We start from the raw sequence: 17465 nt of genomic DNA on the forward strand, positions 1-17465 counted from the left end.
ATTTCTTTTATTTTATTGTTGTATTTTGTTGTATTATATGATATAATGAAGTATGAAACTTTGGTATGACAAAAAATCGAAGGATCCTACTTATTTTATTCAAAGAGGAATCCGAAACGGAAAAAAGACTACTACTAAAAATGTGGTTCGCATAGGAAAACATTCCGAACTTCTAAAAACTACCGCTGACCCTCTGGCTTACGCTCTTGATGAGGTCAAAAGATATAATGAGGAGTTAAAAAACAATAAATCGGTAGCTTTAGATTTTAAGTTTGACTTTAATGAAAAAATCACCTATCAAGATGATTTAGTATCTAAGTCTAAACTTTTAAACATAGGATATTTTTTCCTTCAGCAAATTTACCATGATCTCAAGATTGGAGCCTTCTTCAAAAATATAATAAAAGATACTAGAATACAGTTTGACCCAAATCTGGTAAATAGATTCCTCACTTATTCTCGTATACTTAATCCTGACTCCAAGCTAGGTACTCATCAGAATCTTGTTAGCTTTTATGAGCAACCCACATTTGGTTACGAACACATTCTTCGTACACTTGACATTATGTATGATCATTATGATGAGTATATTTCTCATCTATATGATGCAAGTACGAAATTAATAAAGAGAGATACCTCGGTATGTTTTTTTGACTGCTCAAACTATTACTTTGAAATAGAATCAAATGACGAAGATTATATTGATCCTGTAACCGGTGAAGTGACTAAAGGTCTACGAAAATATGGTGTGAGTAAAGAACATAGACCAAATCCTATTGTACAAATGGGACTATTTATGGACAAAGACGGTATACCACTATCTATGTGCATTACTTCCGGTTCTGATAATGAGCAAACTACTGCTATTCCTTTAGAACAAAAGCTAATAACTATGTTTAAGGGCAAAAAGTTTATTTATTGTGCTGATGCCGGTCTTGGGTCTTTAAATATCAGAAATTTTAATTCTATGGGTGGCAGAGCTTTTATTGTTACTCAATCCATAAAGATGCTTTCTAATACGTTAAAAGAAGCTATTTTTAGTGATATTGATTATCGCCTATTATCTAATGATAAACCTGCAACTATTCAGCAAATGAAAGATTTTGATAGGTTTGATAAAGTTAATGCAGAACTGTACGATGATAGGATATACAAGATAATCCCTGCTGATAAGGCATTTGACCTTGGACTTTATGAAGAAAAGGCATGTAAGAATGGTACTATTAAGAAAGTTAAGTCAAAGGCCGTAGTTCCACAAAAAATCATTGTCTCATTCTCAAGAAAAATGATGGAATATCAAAGATTTATACGAAATCGCCAGATAGAAAGGGCTAAGAAGCTCCTTACTAAGCTGGACCCCGAAACCTATAAAAAAGGGGCAAATGATATAACTCGTTTTATAAAACGAACCACATCAACATCCTCCGGTGAAAAAGCTGTAGATACCTACGAACTTAACCAAGAAGCCATAAATGAAGAAGAAAAGTATGATGGATTCTATGCAGTGGCAACAAATCTTGAAGATTCAGCTAAGTATATCTTAGAAATTAGCTCAAACAGATACAAGATAGAAGATTGCTTTAGAATAATGAAAACCAATTTTTCAGCCAGACCTGTATTTCATCAAAATAGAGAGCGAATAGTAGCACACTTTATGGTCTGTTACACAGCTCTTTTAATATATAGGATTCTGGAAAAGAAGCTGGATATGTATGGAACGCATTTCACTGTAGAGAATGTTATAGAAACTTTGAATAACATGCAGGTAGCTAATTTAGAAGATGTATGCTATATGTCAACATATGATAATTCACAAGTACTAACGTCATTAAATGCTATCTTTAATCTTGAATTGGACAAGAAATACTATCAGCCAAAAGATTTAAATAAAAAAATAAAAAAGATTTCAACTTGAACTTTCCATACAACATTTTTTAGATACTTAAAAAAGTGGCTAAAGCCTTGTAAATACAGGGTTTCAAGCCACTTTTCTATTCCCAAACTGTTGAAGATGGGATATAATAGCACTTTTTCTTGTAAATGTAAACTATCTATTTATAACAAGCTTCATTTTGTATTGCACATAATTTTTATCATTTTATATCTAATGCACTGATATCCTATATATATAATGCAATCTTTTATATATTCAAAAAGAAACAATATAATGGTGTTTTTATATACCACCACAAATTGTTTCTTTGTAAAATCATTAGAAATCAAGTACTACGAAATTATTACTTGATTTCCCTAATTATAAATTTAAAATATTTCTTTATACACAACTTACAATTTATTATTAATAAACTTCTCTAAAAGTGTATATCCTTCCTCTATAAATATTCCGGATTCTTTTGCATTCTTTTCTGTATAGGTTATTGCAACATCTGCCTCATTATTTGATCTGTATATCTTAAAAGGAACAGGGTCTGAAGAATGAGTCTTGGTCTCAATAGGGGTAGGATGATCCGGCATTATGAGCATTGCAAAATCTTCATTTGCTTCTCTAAGTGCCTCACAAAGAGGTCCTACAACTCTTTCATCAATTCTTTCCACCGCTAAGATCTTACCTTCAGTATATCCATGATGTCCGCACTCATCCGGTCCTTCAAGATGAATATATAGGAAATCATTTCCGTCCTCAAGCAAGGTCTTTTTAGCAGCTGCAAGTTTTCCCTCATAATTGGTATCCACCGTACCTGTAGCACCTTCTACATCAATGCTCTCCATTCCCGCACTTATACCGATACCCTTTATAAGATCCACGGCTGAGATGACGGCACCCTTAAGTCCGTTTTTCTTCTCAAAGTTTTCTACATTAGGCTTGGTGCCCTCTCCCCAAAGCCATATGGAGTTTGCAGGATTCTTACCTTCCGACTTTCTCTTTAAATTCACAGGGTGATCCTTTAAAATACTATAGCTCCTTTCCATAAGAGATAAAATCTTATCATTTTTTGGTAAGTATTCACCTATTACTCTGTCGGATATATCATGTGGAGGTGTAAGATCAAGTCCGGTCTTTCCGTTGTCCCATATCAAACAATGTCTGTATGATATTCCGGGATAAAACTTGAATTCATCATCTCCAAGTTCTCTTTCCACCGCTTCAATAAGCTCCCTTGCCTCCTCGGTAGATATCTCACCTGCAGAATAGTCAAGCATTGTTCTTTTCTTCGGGTCCTCCTCATCTAATAGAGTAACAAGATTACATCTTATTGCAACATCTGTTTCTTTCATGTTTATGCCGATGCTTACAGCTTCAAGTGGTGATCTACCCGTATAGCACTTAAGAGGATCATATCCCATTACTGCAAGGTTTGCCACATCACTTCCCGGCTTTAGCTCATTCGGCACTGTTCTTGCCATACCGAGCACACCCTTAAGCCCGTCAATATGTGGCTTTTTAGCTACATCAAGTATTGTCTTATTGCCAAGTTCAGGAATATTTTTATCAGCCATTCCGTCTCCAAGTATAACTATGTATTTCATATTATCCACCTTTTTGTTTATTTGCTTAATGCACCTATAAAGTTCTTCATTCTTTCATTAGTTGATGCAAAGACTTCCTCAGGAGTTCCCGACTCAACTATTACTCCGTCAGACATAAATATTACCTTGTCGGATATTTCTTTAGCAAACGCCATCTCATGTGTAACAATGACCATGGCAATTTTTAAATCTGACAATGATTTTATTACTCTTAGAACTTCTCCTGTAAGCTCCGGATCAAGTGCAGATGTCGGCTCATCAAAGAAAAGTATCTTTGGATTTAGCGCCAATGCTCTGGCAATAGCTACTCTTTGAGACTGACCGCCTGAAAGCTGATAAGGATATGCTCCCGCTCTGTCCTCAAGCCCCATCTTCTTTAGTAAAGAAAAGGCTTCTTCTTTTACGCTCTCCTTATCCCTTTTTTGTACTCTTATCGGTGCATCACAGATATTTTGCAATACATTCATATGTGGGAAGAGATTGAAGTTTTGGAATACAAGACCGAAGTATTCAGAAATTTCTCTTAATTTACTCTGACTCTCATAAACCGCCTTACCGTCTACACTTTTACAAACCGTATTCTCGTTATAGCTAAGCTCTCCGTCATCCATATCTTCCAATAATGTAGCACAGCGCAAAAGTGTGGATTTGCCTGAACCTGACGGACCTATAATACTTAAAATTTCACCTTCTTTTACTTCCAGTGATATATCCTTTAAAATTTCCACACCTCCAAAGGATTTCTTTACTGATTTCATACTTAATAATGACATAATCACCTACTTGTAATATTCTAACTTCTTCTCTATTGCTTCCATTACAAACGCTACTATTAAATTAAATATATAATAGAACAATGCGGCGCACACAAAGGGCAACATACTTGTTGTACTGCTTGCGAGTGCCTTTGCCATTGTAAACATCTCGGCTACACTTATTGTAAAGGCCAAAGATGTATCCTTTACCAAAGTGATTACCTCATTTGTTATAGAAGGCAAAATTCTCTTTATTACCTGTGGCAGTATTATAACAAAGAAAGTCTGAGATTTACTGTATCCCAATATCTTTGCGGCTTCGTACTGTCCGCTTGGCATGGACTGAATTCCGCTTCTGTATATCTCTGCAAAATATGCCGCATAATTTACCACAAAACCGATTATTGTAGCAACTATCCTGTAATTTCCCGAAGTTGATACTCCGAAAATATAATAAGGTCCGAAGTATACAACCATCAGCTGTAACATAAGCGGTGTACCGCGCATTATTGAAATATATACTTTGCACAGATATGAAATAAACTTTATTTTACTCAATCTGCCGAAGGCAACCAACAATCCCAGCGGAAGTGAAAGTAAAAGTGTGATAAAAAATATCTGTATACTTACCAACATTCCGGGTACAAGCTTTAATGCAATATCAAGAATATTCATAAAATCTCCAATCAGTGTAAATATCTTACTATTATATCCTTTATTTTGCAATCCTACCATAAGTTATTTCTTAAAGCTTTGCAGGATTGCAAAATAAAAGTCTTATATCTATAAGAAAAAGAAAACGCCGGCAGCTATCTGTCGGCGTCTTAATTTTACTCTAAAGTGGTAACATCCTTACCAAACCATTTTTCTGAAATAGCTTTCATTGTTCCGTCCGCTTTCATATCTTCAAGTGCTTTTTGAACTTCATTTCTTAAAGTCTCATTTCCAAGCTTAAATCCGATACCGTATTCCTCACTTGAAAGCGGTGTATCAAGTACTGTAAATCCATTTCCGCCTCTCTTTGTAATCTGATAGTTTGCTACTACACTGTCCATTGCAATGGCATCCACACCACCCATCTCAAGATCCATAAAACCTGTATTATAATCCGCTACAGTCTGTAATTTATCGAAAGTATTTGCAAGTTCGGTATTTTCCTTCAATGCGGCCTCTGCTGATGAATCCGTCTGAACCTCCACAGTCTTTCCTGCAAGATCCTCTATCGATTCAATACTTGAATCTGATTTTACAACAAAAACCTGATCATTTTTCATATATGGCTTTGACCATGTGTATTTATCTTCTCTACCCTGAATACTAAAACCGTTCCAGATACAGTCAACATTTCCTGATGTAAGCTCCATATCCTTTGCATCCCATGATATAGGCTGATATTTGATCTCCTTGCCCATTCTCTTTGCAGCTTCAGCTGCAAGTTCAAGGTCAAATCCTGTAAACTCTCCGTCATCTCCTACAAAGCCCATCGGCGGGAAGTCCTGGTCAAATCCGACTGTAAAAGTAGTCTTATTCTCTGATGCCGCTGTAGTGGTCTTATCCGCCTTACTCTCCACTGCACTTGCATCGGCTGATGCTGATGTACTCTCTGCAGGCTTTGCTGACGAACAGCCTGCCAACATAATTGTTGCTAAGATTCCAAGTAAATAAATTTTTTTCATAAATACACCTCATAACTTTCTTTGACTTCTGTTTTCTCTTTATAGTTCATTATGGTAGCATACTAAAGTATATCTGTCAATACTTTATTTTACTACCATGTTAAAGTGCCATGTGTTAATTTTATGGTTCACGTAAATTATTGTTCACTACATATACCATCACTCTAATGTAGTAACATCCTTACCGAACCATTTCTCAGAAATAATCTTTAATGTACCGTCTGCCTTCATCTCTTCAAGTGCCGTCTGCACCTCATCTCTCAATATTGTATTTCCAAGTTTAAATCCTACCGCATATTCTTCACTTGAAAGCGGCTTATCCAAAACTTTGAAACCTTCTCCTCCTCTTTTTGTGATCTGATAATTTGCCACTACACTATTCATAGCCAAAGCATCCACACCGCCCATTTCAAGATCCATAAAACCTGTGTTAAAATCCGCCACAGTCTGTAATTTAGCGAATGTACTTGAAAGCTCTGTATTTTCTTTTAATACCGCTTCGGCTGATGAATCTATCTGAACCTCCACTGTCTTTCCTGCCAAATCCTCAAATGAATTGATACCGGAATCAGATCTTACTACAAATACCTGATCATTTTTCATATATGGCTTTGTCCATGTATATTTATCTTCTCTGTTTTTAGTACTGAAGCCGTTCCAAATACAGTCAATATTACCGGATGTAAGTTCCATATCTTTTGCATCCCAGGCTATAGGCTGATACTTTATTTCTTTGCCCAATCGCTTTGCCACATCTGCCGCAAGGTCTAAATCAAATCCGGTAAATTCCCCGTCGTCTCCGACAAACCCCATAGGTGGAAAATCCTGATCAAATCCTACAGTAAAAGTTATATCGGCATCTGTGCCTGCAATAGAAGTCTCATCTGTCAACTTGCTCTCTGCTGCACTTGTGTCTGCTGATGAACTTTCGGTAGTCTTTGCTGATGAACAGCCTGCCAACATAATTGTTGCTAAAACTCCAAGTAAATAAATTTTTTTCATAAATACACCTCATAACTTTCTTTACTGCTTTGCCTTTACACTTTCTTATGGTAGCATGCTAAAGCATTCTTGTCAACGCTTTATTTCTCTACTACATTAAAGCGTATGAATATTGTATACTTATATAAAAAGAGCCGCTATACCAATCAAATTCTATAATATATGTTGATCATCTGCTCAACTCATATTATAGACTTTTGTATAACAGCTCTTTTAAAAAATTTATTTATATATTCTTTTCTGCAAGCCTTAAGCTATCTTTCTGTTCATACTATGGCTTGTTGGAATTGTCATTTAAATGTACTTCCAACTGATTGTAAGGAATCTCTATTCCGTTTTTATCAAATTTAACCTTAATTTCTTCTATAAGGCCCCATCTGACGGTCCAATAATCATCAGTCTTACACCAGGCTCTTCCGCCAAGGATTACAGCAGATGATGCCAAATCACTAACATATGTCAAAATCTCTTTATTTTTTAATACCAGCCCGTTTTCATCAATGGCATCTGTTATAAGCTTCTTTGCCTTTCTGATATCGGAATCATATGACACACCTACTTGAATATCTATTCTCCTGGTATCATTTGCGGTAACATTTGTTATAACATCATTTGCAAGCGTACCGTTGGGTATGGATACTCTCTTATTATCGGGTGTCAGCAGTATTGTATATATTATTCCTATTGTATCTACAGTACCCTCAGCCTTCGGTGTAATTATGTAATCACCTCTGACAAAAGGCCTGCTGAAAAGTATTATAATTCCACCTGCAAAGTTGCTTAAGCTTCCCTGCCATGCAAGTCCTATTGCAACACCTGCAGAACCAATTATCGCTACCACACTGCCCTGATTTATGCCAAGTCTCTCGGCCAGTCCAAGTACTACCAAGGCGTACAGTAATACTTTCAGCGTAGACAGTAGAAACTTTCTTATCGTCAAATCAACATTTATCTTTTTCAAAAACTTTTCAAGCATTCGTGATAAAAATTTTATCACCTGTCCTGCTATAATAAATGTGATTATCACTATCACAATATTATAGGCGATTGCCAATAATGCCGGAGAAAGCTCTTTTAAAGTCTGCATCATAACACTAGGTTTAAGTTTTTCTATATCCTGCGCTACAGACTCGGCAACTTCACTTTCAGAAATACTTGGTAAACTTGAACTTATTCCACCGGTCATATAAATTCCGGTAAAGCTTTTTAATATACTATAAAAATCCACTATTTCGCCCACTTAAATACTATTGTAGCCATTGGAGGAACCTTTATCTTAAGTGAATTTTCTCTGCCGTCCACTTTTTTCTTAACAGATTTCTTCGCCCTCTTATTTCCGACTCCGCTTCCGCCATACTTCTTATCATCTGAATTGAAAATTTCGGTATATGTTCCCTTAAACGGAACACCGATTTCTCTTTCATAAACAACCGGTGTGAAATTACATACCACAACCAATGTATCTTCCTCATTCTCGGTCTTTCTGAGGAATACAACCGTACTCTCATCCTTTGATGTACAGTTTATCCATTCGAAGCCGTCAGGATTGTAATCAAGTTTATACAGTGCAGGATAATCCAGATAAAGTTTATTCAAGGCCTTTGAATACTTTTGCATCTTACTGTGAATATCATAATCAAGCAGGTTCCACTCAAGTGATACATTTTCATTCCACTCATTCATCTGACCGAATTCCTGTCCCATAAAGAGAAGTTTCTTTCCCGGATGAGTCATCATATATCCATATGCCGCTCTGAGATTTGCAAACTTTTCTTCCTGAGTTGCTCCCGGCATCTTTCCTGCAAGAGTCGCCTTACCGTGTACCACCTCGTCATGACTTAAAACAAGAATGAAGTTCTCACTGTAGTGATAGAAAATCGAGAATGTCAAAGCATTATAATCACCGCTTCTAAAATAAGGGTCAAGCTTCATAAACTCAAGGAAGTCATTCATCCAACCCATATTCCACTTATAGTCAAATCCAAGTCCGCCGTCGTTTAAATTACCGCTTACCTTAGGCCATGCTGTAGACTCCTCAGCAATCAAAAGGCTTGAAGGATTTTTCTTTTTGTAAATTGAATTCAGATGCTTTAAGAACTCTATAGCATCCAGATTTTCATTGCCGCCATATATATTTGCAACCCACTCTCCCGAGTTCTTACCGTAGTCAAGATAGAGCATTGAAGCTACAGCATCCATTCTTATACCGTCAACATGGTATTTATCAGCCCAGAAAAGTGCATTTGAGATAAGGAAGTTGCTTACCTGAGGCCTTGCATAATTATATATCAATGTACCCCAATGCGGATGTGCTCCCTGTCTTGGGTCTGCATGCTCATACAAATGACTTCCGTCAAAACATCCAAGGCCATGCAAATCTCTTGGGAAATGAGCAGGTACCCAATCAAGTATTACGCCTATTCCCTTCTTATGTAAATAGTTTATAAAGTACATGAAATCATCAGGTGTACCGTATCTGCTTGTAGGACTGTAATATCCTGTCACCTGATAACCCCAACTTGCATCAAGCGGATGCTCCATTACAGGCATAATCTCCACATGTGTATAATTCATCTTCTTTACATAAACAGAAAGCTTATGTGCTATTTCACGATAATTATAGAATACAGAGCCGTTTACTTCCTCACCGTTCTCATCATACTGCATTTCTTTTCTTATCCATGAGCCAAGATGTAATTCATAGATATTCATTGCTGCCGACTCATTCATCTTTGTAGACTGGATATTTTCTCTATCTTTCATCCAATCCTCATCACTCCATTCAAATCCTGAAATATCCGCAACTATACTTGCAGTATTCGGTCTAAGCTCGGAATAAAATGCATAAGGATCAGACTTTAGCATAGGCTCTCCCTTTTTTGTCTTTATTTCAAATTTATAAAGACTGCCTACACTTACTCCCGGTATAAATATTTCAAAAACTCCGAAATCACCAAGTCTCTCCATTTGATGTCTTCTGCCGTCCCAAAGGTTGAAATCACCTACAACAGATACTCTCATAGCTTCAGGTGCCCATACCGAGAAGTTTACACCCTCCACTCCTGAGATTGTCATAGGCTTTGCACCCATTTTTTCATATATTTCATAATTGATACCGGCATCAAATTTTGATAAATCTTCCTCAGAGTATATACTGTCAAAAGAATACGGATCTGATATCGTCTGTTCTACTTCATTATCATATTTAACTATAAATTTATATTTAAACTCCTGCTTTCTTCCCACAAAGCATGCAAAAAATCCGGCTTCATCCATACATTGCATTGCAACAGGATTTTTGTTTCCGTCAATCAACAATTCCATCTCTTTTGCACTTGGTATAAAAGCCTGAACCAAAAAGCCGCCATCCACTCTATGTGAACCGAGAATCTTCTTCGGTCTGTCACATTCTGAATAAGTGATCTCCTCTATTGCTGCCCAATCCATCAAATCATATAAATTCTTATCCATAGCCTAACCCTTCCTTCTAACATTATGAGTAACAGTTCAGATAATATATTGCCCGCTTATCCGCTCCATAACATTTACATAGATTATACTATTCTTTTGCAAAACATGAAAGTAAATGTTATAAACTACACCATTTAAATATGACTATTATTACTTATAATTTTTATACATCATTATCCTTTTTTACATCTATCTTATATCTCTCAAGTTCCGATTCCAAGACTTCAATTCTGTTAATATTTGATTTGTTTTTCTCAAAATGTAAAAACGCACTTTTCCCGCTTTTTAAATTTAATATCATCTCATAGATACGATATCCTTTTCTTCTATTACAGCCTATAGCAATGGATTTTATATCTTCCAACGCTATTTTCCTCTTACCAAGATAAAAAATATTGTAAATATAAAAATAGCCGTTTGATATATGATAAGGAGCAAAGAAATCTCCACCGCTCACAGCCACTATATAGGCTTTTCTAAAAATATAGAAAAGTGAAAATGCAATACATAAAAGATAGAAATATTTATATATATCGGATTCAAATATTATTGCAAAGCCTTTGCTTAAATAACTTAGAAATTCAACCATTGCTCTCATAAGACCTCCTAATCATTTATTATGTATACAAATATTATACCACAAAACAAAGCACAAGATGTTTAAAGTATTACAAAATATCTTTATTATTATTTTCATAATTATTTTATCATTTGGTTGTATTATAAATTCAATTATCGTAAAATAGTATGAGTTCAAATAAAGAAAAAATTGTGAGAGAAAATTAGATTGGAGAAGATGATGAATAACAATTCAGATTTTGACGTTGTAAAAGAAATTTTCAGTTGGATTTCTATAATAGTGGTAGCTGCTGTGATAGCGCTTGTTTTAAACCTTTTTATTATAGCAAATTCGAGAGTACCGTCTGCATCTATGGAAAATACTATAATGACAGGGGACAGAGTTGTCGGATTCAGACTCACTTATCTTTTCCAGGAACCGAAGCGCGGGGATATCATCATATTTAAATTCCCCGATGATGAGAGTCTATACTATGTAAAGAGAATTATCGGTGAGCCGGGGGATATTGTGGATATTAAGGACGGCAAAGTGTATTTGAACAATTCCGAAACTCCGCTTGAAGAAGATTATATAAAGGAACCTATGATACCTGAGGCCGATATGCATTTTGAAGTACCTGACGGAGCTTACTTTTGTTTAGGTGACAACAGAAACAATTCCGCAGACTCCAGAAGATGGGTACACCCCTATGTTTATAAAGAAAAAATAATTGCAAAGGTAATCTTCCGCTACTTCCCGGGATTTAAGATGTTGAAATAATATGTGAATTGAATTAAAAAAGCAGGCATATCATGATGTATGCCTGTTTTTTGATAGTAAATTTAGTTTTTAAAACTATGTATAGGTGCAGGTATTCTGCCGCCTCTGTTTACAAATTTCTCACATGAGAAGCCGTTTACAGGCATTATAGGAGCATAGCCTAAAAGTCCGCCAAACTCTACCACTTCTCCCTCGCCTTTTCCGATAACAGGTATAAGTCTTACTGCCGTAGTCTTTTGATTTATCATACCGATAGCGGCCTCATCCGCAATAATACCTGCTATTGTCTCTTCCGAAGTATCTCCGGGTATGGCAATCATATCAAGACCTACAGAGCATACGCAGGTCATTGCTTCAAGCTTTTCCAGAGTCAAAGCTCCGGCATTCACCGCATCTATCATACCCTGATCCTCCGATACAGGAATAAATGCACCTGAAAGTCCTCCTACATATGAAGAGGCCATAACACCGCCCTTTTTCACCTGATCGTTTAAAAGTGCAAGTGCTGCTGTAGTTCCCGGTGCACCTACTCTTTCAAGTCCGATTTCTTCAAGTATTTCAGCTACGGAATCTCCTACGGAAGGTGTCGGTGCCAATGAAAGATCTATTATTCCGAAAGGAATACCGAGTCTTTTTGACGCTTCTCTTGCCACAAGCTGTCCGACTCTTGTAATCTTAAATGCCGTCTTTTTTATAGTCTCACAAAGCACCTCAAAGTTTTCGCCTTCGGCTCTCTTTAAAGCCGCACGCACAACTCCCGGTCCGCTGACACCTACATTTATAATGGCATCGGCCTCTGTAACACCATGGAATGCACCTGCCATAAAAGGATTGTCATCAGGAGCATTGCAAAATACCACAAGCTTTGCACAACCGATAGAATCTCTGTCCGCTGTCATAATTGCGGTATCTTTTACTATTTTACCCATAAGCCTTACCGCATCCATATTAAGTCCGGTCTTTGTGGAGCCTAAGTTTACAGAACTGCAAATAAAGTCCGTCTCATTCATTGCCTGTGGTATTGACTCAATAAGAAGTCTGTCCGCCGCAGTTATTCCTTTTGAAACTATGGCTGAATATCCGCCTAAAAAGTTTACACCTAAGTCCTTTGCGGCCTTATCAAGCGTCTTTGCTATCTGTACAAAGTCTTCTTTTGTCTTGCAGGCGCTTCCACCCACCAAAGCGATAGGTGTAACCGATATTCTCTTGTTTACAATAGGTACACCGAAGTCCTTTGATATTTCATCACCTACTCTTACAAGGTCCTTTGCAGTACTTGTTATCTTATCATATATATTTTTACAAAGCTTATTTAGGTCCGTATCTATACAGTCAAGTAAGCCTATTCCAATAGTAATAGTTCTGACATCCAACAGATCCTTGTCGATCATGTCGTTAGTCTCTATTACTTCAAACATATTCAGCATAATTCCTCCTAGAGTCTGTGCATGGATTTAAAAATTTCTTCTTTTTGAGCTTTTATCTTTACTCCGATCTCATCCCCGAGGACATCCAGATCTTCAACAACTTTTGTAAATTTTACAGTGGCATTTTCCATATCTGTAATCATCATCATATTGAAATATCCGCTTACTATTGTTTGTGAGATGTCCAATATATTTATTTTATTGTCTGCAAGATATGTACATACTCTTGCTATAATACCTACTGTATCTTTGCCTACCACAGTTATTATAACCTTGTTCATAAAAATCTCCATTCCTAACACTACACATAGCAAATTTCAGATAATGCATCTCTTTTTGCCACTTCTATATCAAAATCTTCCGGATTATAAGGTCTCTCATCCGCAAAAATTTCATATCTTACACTTTCAAGAGCCAGCTCAGGAAGATTGTTCTTATCTGAAAGATGTCCCAAAAAGATTTTCTTGATATTTTCATTTAAAATCTCACATATAAGCTTTCCCGAATTTTCATTTGAAAGATGTCCTCTTTCACTTAATATCCTTCTCTTAAGCTCATAGGGATATGGACCTGTTTCAAGCATTCTGATATCATGATTTGCTTCAATAAGTAATGCATCCAGATTTGAAAGATTATCTACAATATCCTTTGTATATCTTCCAAGGTCTGTAGCTACCGCAATTTTTTTATTTCCGCATTCCACCCTGTATCCGAAGGGCTCATTTGCATCATGGTCTATATCAAATGCCAAGACTTCCAAATCTCCAAGACTTGTATATTTTTTTGATTGTATTATATGAAAATAATCTTTAATTTTAGAGTATTTATCTCTTTCTTTTAAATATCTGAGCGTGCCCTCTGATGCATATACAGGAATTTCATTTTTTCTTACAAAGACTTCCAAACCTGATATATGGTCGCTATGTTCATGTGTCAAAAATATTCCCGAAATATCTTTTCCGCAAAGCCCCAATTCATTCAGCCTTGTCTCTATTTTTTTATTTGAAATACCGGCATCCACCAGAATATGAGTATTCTCACTGCCAATGTAAGTGGAATTCCCGTCGCTTCCGCTTGCCAAGCTAACCAGTCTCAAAGTATCACCTCAAAGCCTCTCTTATGTTTTTCTCCAATTCAGACCGGGATCCGTTATTTTGTATAATTTTATCCGCAATAGACTCAAACTCCGACTCTTTTGGCTGCTTTGCAATTATCTGCCCAATTCGCTCTTTCTCAAGCCCTCTTGATAACATCAATCTCCCTATTCTGATCTCATGATCTGTATGCAGATACCAGATCTCATCATAGATATCTTTATTGTCAGGCATAAGTGCCTGCTCCACCACATTCAATCTGTTCTCTAAAAGTCGGTTTTTGATTTCTTTATATACCAACGGATGTATTATACTGTTTACCAGTCTTAATTTTTCTTTATCATAGTAAAGTATATCACCTAATTTTTTTCTATCAATGTTTTTTTTATCATCCAGTATAATATCCCCAAAAACAGACCTAAGGGCAGTGTAACCTGCCCTGTCTTTTTCATATAAAAAATGTGCCACTTTATCGGCTTCTATGATATTTGCAAAATGTTCTTCTCTAAGTATTTTCAAGGCTTCACTTTTCCCGGAGCCTATTCCTCCCAAAAGCAAAATATTCATTATTTTGCCTCCAACCAGGTTTTTCCTATATGAGCATCCACTTCAAGCGGAACTTTAAGGCTTACCGCCTCTTTCATAGCCTTTTCTACAAGTTCTGAAACTTTTGCCGCCTCATCTTCTTTTACTTCCACCAAAAGCTCATCATGGATTTGCAATACAATTCTTGCATCAAATCCGCTCTTTTCAAGTGCCTCATCCACTTTCAGCATGGATATTTTCATAATATCTGCGGCACTTCCCTGTATAGGCGAATTCATTGCAACTCTGTCACCGAAAGATCTGGTCATAAAGTTTGAACTCTTTATCTCAGGTATCGGTCTGATTCTGCCAAACATTGTCTTTACATAGCCTTTTTCTTTGGCATCCGCCACCTGTTTATCCAAAAACTTCTTTACACCGCCATAGATTTTAAAATAATTGTTTATATAATCCAGCGCTTCTTTTCTTGATATGCTTAAGTCTTCCGAAAGTCCGAATGCGGAGATACCGTATACCACTCCGAAGTTTACAGCCTTGGCATTTCTTCTAAGCTCCGGTGTCACCTCATCAAGCGGCACATGGAAAACCTGTGCTGCCGTAGCCGCATGAATATCAGCTGCAGAGCGATAGCTCTCTATAAGTTTTTCATCACCTGAAAGTGAAGCCAAAACTCTAAGCTCTATCTGAGAATAGTCGGCATCCACAAATACATAGCCTTCTTTCGGTACAAAGATATCTCTTATCTTACTTCCCATCTCAGTTCTTACAGGAATATTTTGCAGGTTTGGATCCGTGGATGAGATACGTCCTGTTGCAGTAATTGTCTGATTGAAGGTACCATGTATCCTGCCGTCTTCTCTTATATATCCCGCAAGTCCCGTAGCATAGGTCGAATTAAGCTTTGTAAGCTGACGGTATTCAAGTATATCTCTTATTATCTCATGCTCAGGCGCAAGCTTTTCAAGTACATCCGCCGCAGTAGAGTAACCTGTCTTTGTCTTTTTTCCTCCTGAAAGCTTGAGCTTTTCAAAAAGTATCTCTCCAAGCTGTTTTGGAGAATTTATATTAAAGCTTTCTCCGGCTTTTCTTGTTATGCTTTCTTCAAGCTTTGCTATTTTTTCAAGCAGTGTATCTGCATATTTTTTCAGTCTTTCTTCATCCACCCTGACTCCGGTGTTTTCCATCTTCGCAAGTGAATATATCAAAGGCATTTCTACATTTTCATAAAGCTCTGTGAGTTCCAAATCTTTAAGTTTTGCCAAGATATTTTCTTCTGAATGAAGTGCCACATAGCTTTCTGTAGCAAAATAATTTATTGCCTTCTCATCGTTAAATCTCAAGACTTCATCGAGCTTAGCCTTGCCTATCATCTCACTCTTTGAAGAGCAGGCACTTTCCATATAATCTCTTGCAATATCCTCTACAAAATAGCTGTCCTTTAAAGGATTGATAAGATATGCCGCCACTGAAATATCATAGAAGTTCTTTGCCGCCTTCATATCTTTTACAAGTTTTATAAGAGGCTTTAATGAAAGTATATACTTTCTTGCATCCAAACGTATGATCTCCTCAAGTATGTCCGAAATATTTTCCATATCCTTTATGATATAGGATTTATTTTCCAAGGTAACGGATATGGCATAAAGCGAATTTTCATGATAACTCTTTACAGCCGTTTCTTCCAAGCATACGGAAATGCCGAATTCTTTTGCTTCTTTCAGCTTAGTGTAAAGGCTCTCCCATGCATCCTGTTTATCAATTACACTTGTATCAAGTTCAATACTTGCTTCTGTCTCTACATTTTCATATCTTTTTAGGAAGGATTTAAACTCAAGTTTGTTTATCCATTCAAGACTCTCTTTGGTATAGAGATTTCCCACTTCCATATCTGAAATATCAGTTTCTATTGGGGCATCGGTTACTATAGTAACAAGCATCTTTGAAAATTTTGCATCCTCTATATGCTCGCTTAATGCTTTTGATGCTCTTGGCGGCTTTAATTCATCCACATGCTCAATCGCATTTTCTATAGAATGATATTCCTGTATGATTTTGGTAGCCGTTTTTTCTCCTATGGAAGGAACTCCCGGCACATTATCGGAGGTATCTCCCATCAGCGCCTTTACATCTATAAACTCCTTCGGTGTAACTCCGTATTCATCCATTACATCCTCAGGAAGGTAATCATGAATTGTTGTAACACCCTTTGAAGTCTTTGGAATCCTTATCTTTATATGTTTATCGGACAGCTGCAAAAGATCTCTGTCACCTGATATTACACTTACAAAAACTTCATCGCTTTGATATCTCTTTGCAATGGTTCCTATAATATCATCAGCCTCATACCCTTCTTTTGTAAGGATGGGTATATTCATGGATGAAAGAACATCCTTTATAAGCGGAACCTGCTCTCTGAGTTCATCAGGCATTGACTTTCTTGTGCCTTTGTATTCCGCATATTCCTTATGTCTAAACGTCGGGGCAGACAAGTCAAAAGCGACTGCTATATAATCAGCCGCCTCCTCGTCCAAAATCTTGAACATGATATTCAAAAAACCGTAAATCGCATTGGTATGTAAGCCCTGTGAGTTTGAAAGCTCAGGAACTCCGTAAAATGCTCTGTTTAAAATACTATGTCCGTCTATCAGAACTAATTTTTTCATATA

15 protein-coding genes are annotated in these 17465 nt (G+C 36.7%); 2 read left to right on the forward strand and 13 right to left on the reverse strand.

The window, feature by feature from the left end; all coding sequences use genetic code 11:
* The first annotated feature begins 52 nt into the window (after nt 1-52).
* Nucleotides 53-1915: an IS1634 family transposase gene (locus EHV10_RS02210; protein WP_128673213.1), complete on the forward strand. Its 1863-nt coding sequence runs from the start codon at nt 53-55 to the stop codon at nt 1913-1915.
* Nucleotides 1916-2286: 371 nt separating this feature from the next.
* Here EHV10_RS02210 and EHV10_RS02215 read toward each other — a convergent pair whose 3' ends face one another.
* The 8 genes from EHV10_RS02215 to EHV10_RS02250 form a co-directional block, all read right to left on the reverse strand.
* Complete coding sequence (locus EHV10_RS02215; RefSeq protein WP_128673214.1) at nt 2287-3489, reverse strand: cofactor-independent phosphoglycerate mutase; 1203 nt, start codon at nt 3487-3489, stop codon at nt 2287-2289.
* Nucleotides 3490-3506: 17 nt separating this feature from the next.
* Nucleotides 3507-4262, reverse strand: coding sequence for an amino acid ABC transporter ATP-binding protein (locus tag EHV10_RS02220; protein WP_128673215.1), 756 nt, complete (start codon nt 4260-4262; stop codon nt 3507-3509).
* Nucleotides 4263-4268: 6 nt separating this feature from the next.
* Nucleotides 4269-4919, reverse strand: coding sequence for an amino acid ABC transporter permease (locus tag EHV10_RS02225; protein WP_128673216.1), 651 nt, complete (start codon nt 4917-4919; stop codon nt 4269-4271).
* 155 nt (nt 4920-5074) lie between these two features.
* Entirely contained in the window at nt 5075-5920 is an 846-nt protein-coding gene (locus EHV10_RS02230; RefSeq protein ID WP_128673217.1) for an amino acid ABC transporter substrate-binding protein, read from the reverse strand.
* Between the two features lie 159 nt (nt 5921-6079).
* A complete protein-coding gene (locus tag EHV10_RS02235) occupies nt 6080-6922 on the reverse strand; it encodes an amino acid ABC transporter substrate-binding protein (RefSeq protein ID WP_128673218.1) in 843 nt (280 codons plus the stop codon).
* A 271-nt stretch (nt 6923-7193) separates the two neighbouring features.
* Nucleotides 7194-8108, reverse strand: a complete 915-nt coding sequence (locus tag EHV10_RS02240; protein WP_128673582.1) for a mechanosensitive ion channel family protein — start codon at nt 8106-8108, stop codon at nt 7194-7196.
* A gap of 41 nt (nt 8109-8149) precedes the next feature.
* Entirely contained in the window at nt 8150-10393 is a 2244-nt protein-coding gene (gene glgB / locus EHV10_RS02245) for a 1,4-alpha-glucan branching protein GlgB (RefSeq protein ID WP_128673219.1), read from the reverse strand.
* A gap of 163 nt (nt 10394-10556) precedes the next feature.
* Nucleotides 10557-10991, reverse strand: a complete 435-nt coding sequence (locus EHV10_RS02250) for a hypothetical protein (RefSeq protein WP_128673220.1) — start codon at nt 10989-10991, stop codon at nt 10557-10559.
* 201 nt (nt 10992-11192) lie between these two features.
* On the opposite strand from EHV10_RS02250, the gene lepB reads away from it, so the two are divergent.
* Nucleotides 11193-11732, forward strand: coding sequence for a signal peptidase I (lepB, locus tag EHV10_RS02255; RefSeq protein ID WP_009662907.1), 540 nt, complete (start codon nt 11193-11195; stop codon nt 11730-11732).
* A 62-nt stretch (nt 11733-11794) separates the two neighbouring features.
* On the opposite strand, the gene EHV10_RS02260 is transcribed toward lepB, so the two are convergent.
* Genes EHV10_RS02260 through polA form a run of 5 tightly spaced genes read right to left on the reverse strand, consistent with a single transcriptional unit; the run spans nt 11795 to nt 17462 of the window.
* Nucleotides 11795-13159, reverse strand: a complete 1365-nt coding sequence (locus EHV10_RS02260) for a PFL family protein (RefSeq protein ID WP_128673221.1) — start codon at nt 13157-13159, stop codon at nt 11795-11797.
* Nucleotides 13160-13167: 8 nt separating this feature from the next.
* Nucleotides 13168-13440 (reverse strand): ACT domain-containing protein, encoded by a 273-nt coding sequence (locus EHV10_RS02265; RefSeq protein WP_167456718.1) that lies wholly within the window; start codon nt 13438-13440, stop codon nt 13168-13170.
* 20 nt (nt 13441-13460) lie between these two features.
* On the reverse strand, nt 13461-14255 hold the full coding sequence (locus EHV10_RS02270; RefSeq protein WP_128673223.1) for an MBL fold metallo-hydrolase: 795 nt from the start codon (nt 14253-14255) through the stop codon (nt 13461-13463).
* A 4-nt stretch (nt 14256-14259) separates the two neighbouring features.
* Nucleotides 14260-14820, reverse strand: a complete 561-nt coding sequence (coaE, locus tag EHV10_RS02275) for a dephospho-CoA kinase (protein ID WP_128673224.1) — start codon at nt 14818-14820, stop codon at nt 14260-14262.
* A complete protein-coding gene (gene polA, locus EHV10_RS02280; protein ID WP_128673225.1) occupies nt 14820-17462 on the reverse strand; it encodes a DNA polymerase I in 2643 nt (880 codons plus the stop codon). Before polA ends, coaE begins: the two co-directional genes overlap by 1 nt.
* Nucleotides 17463-17465 lie beyond the last annotated feature (3 nt).

The organism is Lachnoanaerobaculum gingivalis (assembly GCF_003862475.1).
GTDB lineage: Bacteria > Bacillota > Clostridia > Lachnospirales > Lachnospiraceae > Lachnoanaerobaculum > Lachnoanaerobaculum gingivalis.